Source organism: Mesorhizobium sp. M1A.F.Ca.ET.072.01.1.1 (genome assembly GCF_004023325.1).
Lineage (GTDB): Bacteria > Pseudomonadota > Alphaproteobacteria > Rhizobiales > Rhizobiaceae > Mesorhizobium.
The window spans coordinates 1-4,436 of record NZ_RZSF01000439.1; the positions used below are offsets into that span (position 1 = coordinate 1).

Genomic DNA, 4,436 nt, shown 5'->3' on the forward strand with positions numbered 1-4,436 from the left:
TTGTCGCCTTGCGTCAGGCGAGCAGCGGCTGCGGACTGAAGGCGCATTATGACGCTCCGGAAAAGCGCAGGCTGCTGAAGCCGGAGGCGGTTTGGGAAGTTGAGCAGGCGATGCGCCTTACCGCGCCCCAGGTCCATGCCGCCTCGGTCCGGCGCACCTCATGGCACCGCACGCTGCTGTCGCTGTTCGAGCGCTTCGACCTTATCGTGCTGCCGACCGCCCAGGTCTTCCCCTTCGAGGTCTCGACGCATTGGCCGCGCGAGATCGCCGGGCGGCCGATGGACAGCTATCACCGCTGGATGCAGGTCTCCGCCTTTGCCACGCTCGGCGGTTGTCCGGCGCTCAATGTGCCGGTCGGCTTCGACGGCAAGGGCCGGCCGATGGGAATGCAGTTGATCGGCCAGCCGCGCGGCGACCTGGCGGTCCTGCAGGCCGGCGCCGCCTATGAGGCGACGCTGCCCTGGCCGGCGGGGGCTGCCTGACGGGCTCAACCGGCTGGCGCGCTTGCGCCGGCGTCAACTCCGTGCATTGATCGCGCTCCGCGCGTGTCGGCGCGATCCTGTTCGAGGGAAAACATGTCGCTGGAACTCTACGCCGCCTATGTCGTCGCCTGCATCGTCATCGTCCTGGTACCCGGGCCGACGGTCACGCTGATCATCGCCAACAGTATCCGCCATGGCTCGCGCGCCGGGCTGGCCAATGTCGCGGGCACCCAGGCCGGGCTCGCCATCATGATCGCCATCGTCGGCATCGGCCTCAACACGCTGATCGCCGGCATGGGTCACTGGTTCGAATGGGTGCGGCTGATCGGTGCGGCTTACCTCATCTGGATGGGCGTGCAGATGCTCCGCGCCAAGGAAGCCCTGAACCCCGATGGATCGGCCAAGAAACCGCGCGGCGGCTTCTTCCTGCAAGGTTTCCTGGTGGCGATTTCCAATCCGAAGACGCTGGTCTTCTTCGGCGCCTTCTTCCCGCAGTTCATCGCGCCACAGGGCAATTACACGCTGCAGATCGTGGTCATGGGCCTGACCGCGATGGTCTTCGCCGCCATGTCGGATTCGACCTATGCGCTTGCCGCCGGCCGCGCCGGGCGCATGCTCTCGGCCAGCCGCGTTAAACTGATGTCGCGGATCAGCGGCAGCTTCCTGGTCGGCGGCGGGCTATGGCTGGCGTTTTCGAAGGCGAAGTAGAGGTCACCACAACACAGGACGCAAACAGCAGCACCTTGCTGCTACAGGAAGACCATTGAAAGCCGGGCTTCCTGTCACCACGTGAATGGTTGGCAGGGGATTCATGCTGTGTCGGATCTGAAAAGGAGCGCTCCTGGCGGTATCCTTTTAGTTGCTGGATTCGCAGTGATGGTTTCCTTGGCCGTGAACAAATGGACCAATGATGCCAGCCCGATCCGGTCAATCGATACCATCGAGGCAACGATCAAGAGTGTCCAATTGGACCACGGCCGCGGAATCTATGTCGTCTCTATCAAAAATGGTGGATCTGCTCTGGTCGAGGACGATCGCCCGCATCTTCTGGGCTCTCGCCTGAATATCGAACGTGTCACGCGCGACAACGGCTTCGTCTTCTACCGGTTTCCGGAATGACGAGGTTTATGCAGCGACAACACCAAGAGCGTGGCGTCGACACCTATCGGTTGCTCAACGGGTGACGACGTGTGCTCGCTTGGCAGCTTTGACAGTCAGGTGAGCCGCCCCAGCCGCTCCACCAGCAGCGCGAAGAACGCATCGTGGTCGATGTCGCGCATCACCATGGCGTTCTTCTCGCGCTTGGTGACGCCCCACCAGTCGATCACCGTCATGCCCATCGTGAGCTCGGAGCTGGTCTCCACGCTGACATTGCAGCGGCGGCCCTTGAACAGCTCCGGCTTGATGAGATAGGCGATCACGCACGGATCGTGCAGCGGCCCGCCGTCGGTGCCGTATTTCTCCTCGTCGAAGCGCTCGAAGAACTCCAGCATCTCGGCGGTTGCGGTGCCGACCTTGGTGCCGAGCTGGCGGAAGGCCTGGATGCGCTTGGCCGAGGTCAGTGCCTTGTGGGTGACGTCGAGCGGCATCATCACGATCGGAACGCCCGACTTGAACACCAAATCCGCCGCCTGCGGGTCGACGTAGATGTTGAATTCGGCGGCAGGCGTGACGTTGCCGCCCTCGAAAAAGCCGCCGCCCATCAGCACGATCTCCTTGATACGCGGCGCGATCCGCGGCTCGCGGATCAGCGCCAGCGCGATATTGGTGAGCGGCCCGAGTGGGCACAACGTGATCGTGCCCGCTTCCTCACGCATCAGCGTCTCGACAATGAAATCGACCGCGTATTGCTCCTGCAGCGGCATGGTCGGTTCGGGCAGCTGGGGTCCATTGAGGCCGGTCTTGCCATGCACGTCCTCCGCCGTGACGAGCTCGCGCGCCAGCGGGCGGATGGCGCCGGCATAGACCTTGACGTCGGGTCGGCCGCCGAGCTCGCAGATCTTGCGCGCATTCTTCTCGGTGAGCTTCAGCGGCACGTTGCCGGCAACGGCGGTGATGCCGACGACCTCCAGCTCGGCGCTGCCGAGCGCCAGCAATATGGCGACGGCGTCGTCCTGGCCGGGATCCGTGTCGATGATGATCTTTCGTGACTGGGGCATTTCTATTCCTTTGGGGAGTCTTTTTGGGCGGGGTTTTCACGGCTTGAACTTGATCGCGCGGCGGACCATATCAAGACCATCGGGAAAAATGCCATCCGGGTTTTTCCGGTTTGTGTCGCTCTTAAGAGGACAGTGTAACAATGAGTCGAATGACGCCCTTCTCCAGCCCGCTTCTTCTGGGCTTCGACGCCATGGAAAAGACGCTCGAACGTCTGGCGAAGTCGGGCGACAGCTACCCTCCGTATAACATCGAGCGTCTGGGCGCCTCGGACGGCAAGGCCGAAAGGCTGCGCATCACACTTGCCGTGGCGGGTTTCGCAGAGAACGACCTCGATGTCACCACCGAGGAAAACCAGTTGATCGTGCGCGGCCGTCAGACCGACGACACCGAGCGCGAGTTCCTCCACCGCGGCATCGCCGCTCGCCAGTTCCAGCGCTGCTTCGTGCTGGCCGACGGCATGCGGGTGGTCGGCGCGGAATTGAAGAACGGCCTGTTGTCGATCGATCTCGACCGTCCGGAGGCCGAGCGGCTGGTACGGAAAATAAACATATCGGTGAAAGACTGATCTTTGCCGATGGCTCTAATGCGGGACGGCCGGAAGTGGCGTCCTTGCGCCAAGGAGGCTTGTAATGACCAGAATTGACGAAACCCTGACCATGACCAGCGGCGAATTCGCCCATCTCGGCGAAGGTTCGGTCGCATATCTGAGGAAAATATCGAGCGACGATTTGCGCGGCCGCTTCCCCGGCCTCGGCGAAATCGCGCCCGGGCTGGAACTGTGGGCGCTGTTTGCCGCCAACGGTCAGCCGATCCTGCTTTCCGATGCCCGTGACCGGGCCCTGGCGGGTGCGCTAGAGAACGACCTGACCACGGTCGCCATCCATTGACCCCAATCACTATTTGAATTTGGAGTCGTTGCCTGAATTGGAAAGGGCCGCTCCCGGCGGCCCCTCAAGGTTTTATCCCAAAAACCGGGTTTATCCAAAGACCAGCTTCACCCAAACTTCAGGCCGCGTGCGAGGCTTGAGTGTCCGACAGCAGCGCGTGGATCGCGACTGCGTCGCGCGTCCCCCTGATCTTGGCCACCGTATCGCCATCGCGCAGCACGCGCGCGATACGCGACAGCGCCTTAAGATGGTCGGCGCCGGCGCCTTCGGGCGCAAGCAGCAGAAACACCAGGTCGACCGGCTGGTCGTCGAGCGCCTCGAAATCGACCGGCGCCTCCAGCCGGGCAAACACGCCTGCGATCCGCTTGACCCCTGCGAGCTTGCCATGCGGAATGGCGATGCCGTTACCGACGCCGGTGGAGCCCAGCCGCTCACGCTGCAGGATAGTCTCGAACACTTCCCGCTCCGGAATGCCTGAAATCGCCGCCGCCCTCTCCGACAGCAATTGCAGAAGCTGCTTTTTGGAATTCGCCTTCAACGCCGGCATGATAGCCGGGACGCTGATGAGATCGCTGAGATCCATGCCTGAAAAATCCCTTGCTCGCCTACCGCGCCGGTCGTCCCCCTCGCGCGGCCGGCTTTCTTATCCCTGCGCGACTTTGGTGGTCGACGGATCGATCCAGCCGATGTTTCCATCCGGCCGGCGGTAGACGATATTGACGTGGTCGTTTCCGGCGTTGCGGAAGACGAAAACCGGGCTGTCCTTGGTATCGAGTTCGATGACGGCAGACGCCACCGACATGGTGCGAAGCGTCACGGTCGATTCGGCGACGATGGCCGGAGCGAAGTTCTCCGGGATTTCCTCTTCGTCGTCGGCGAGCGGCTCCATCACGGCGTAGGCGATGTC

At 62.7% G+C, this 4,436-nt stretch carries 8 protein-coding genes; 5 read left to right on the top strand and 3 right to left on the bottom strand.

All coding sequences use genetic code 11. The annotated features are described in order from the left end of the window. The 3 genes from EOA32_RS33695 to EOA32_RS33705 form a co-directional block, all read left to right on the top strand. Positions 1-482: amidase family protein (locus EOA32_RS33695; protein ID WP_245499482.1), on the top strand; the 482-nt coding region annotated here is incomplete at its 5' end. 93 nt (positions 483-575) lie between these two features. After that, positions 576-1,190: a LysE family translocator gene (locus EOA32_RS33700; protein WP_128374026.1), complete on the top strand. Its 615-nt coding sequence runs from the start codon at positions 576-578 to the stop codon at positions 1,188-1,190. A gap of 108 nt (positions 1,191-1,298) precedes the next feature. After that, positions 1,299-1,601, top strand: coding sequence for a hypothetical protein (locus EOA32_RS33705; protein ID WP_245499483.1), 303 nt, complete (start codon positions 1,299-1,301; stop codon positions 1,599-1,601). 95 nt (positions 1,602-1,696) lie between these two features. Here the strand turns inward: EOA32_RS33705 and EOA32_RS33710 are convergent, their stop codons facing one another. Next, positions 1,697-2,641: a nucleoside hydrolase gene (locus EOA32_RS33710; protein WP_128374027.1), complete on the bottom strand. Its 945-nt coding sequence runs from the start codon at positions 2,639-2,641 to the stop codon at positions 1,697-1,699. Between the two features lie 140 nt (positions 2,642-2,781). Here EOA32_RS33710 and EOA32_RS33715 point away from each other — a divergent pair, with 140 nt between their 5' ends. Then, positions 2,782-3,207: an Hsp20 family protein gene (locus EOA32_RS33715; protein WP_067004038.1), complete on the top strand. Its 426-nt coding sequence runs from the start codon at positions 2,782-2,784 to the stop codon at positions 3,205-3,207. 64 nt (positions 3,208-3,271) lie between these two features. Continuing rightward, positions 3,272-3,529 (top strand): DUF1150 family protein, encoded by a 258-nt coding sequence (locus EOA32_RS33720; protein WP_067318876.1) that lies wholly within the window; start codon positions 3,272-3,274, stop codon positions 3,527-3,529. 118 nt (positions 3,530-3,647) lie between these two features. Here EOA32_RS33720 and ptsN read toward each other — a convergent pair whose 3' ends face one another. Then, entirely contained in the window at positions 3,648-4,112 is a 465-nt protein-coding gene (gene ptsN / locus EOA32_RS33725) for a PTS IIA-like nitrogen regulatory protein PtsN (protein ID WP_128374028.1), read from the bottom strand. A gap of 60 nt (positions 4,113-4,172) precedes the next feature. Beyond that, positions 4,173-4,436: sigma 54 modulation/S30EA ribosomal C-terminal domain-containing protein (locus EOA32_RS33730; protein ID WP_189407601.1), on the bottom strand; the 264-nt coding region annotated here is incomplete at its 5' end.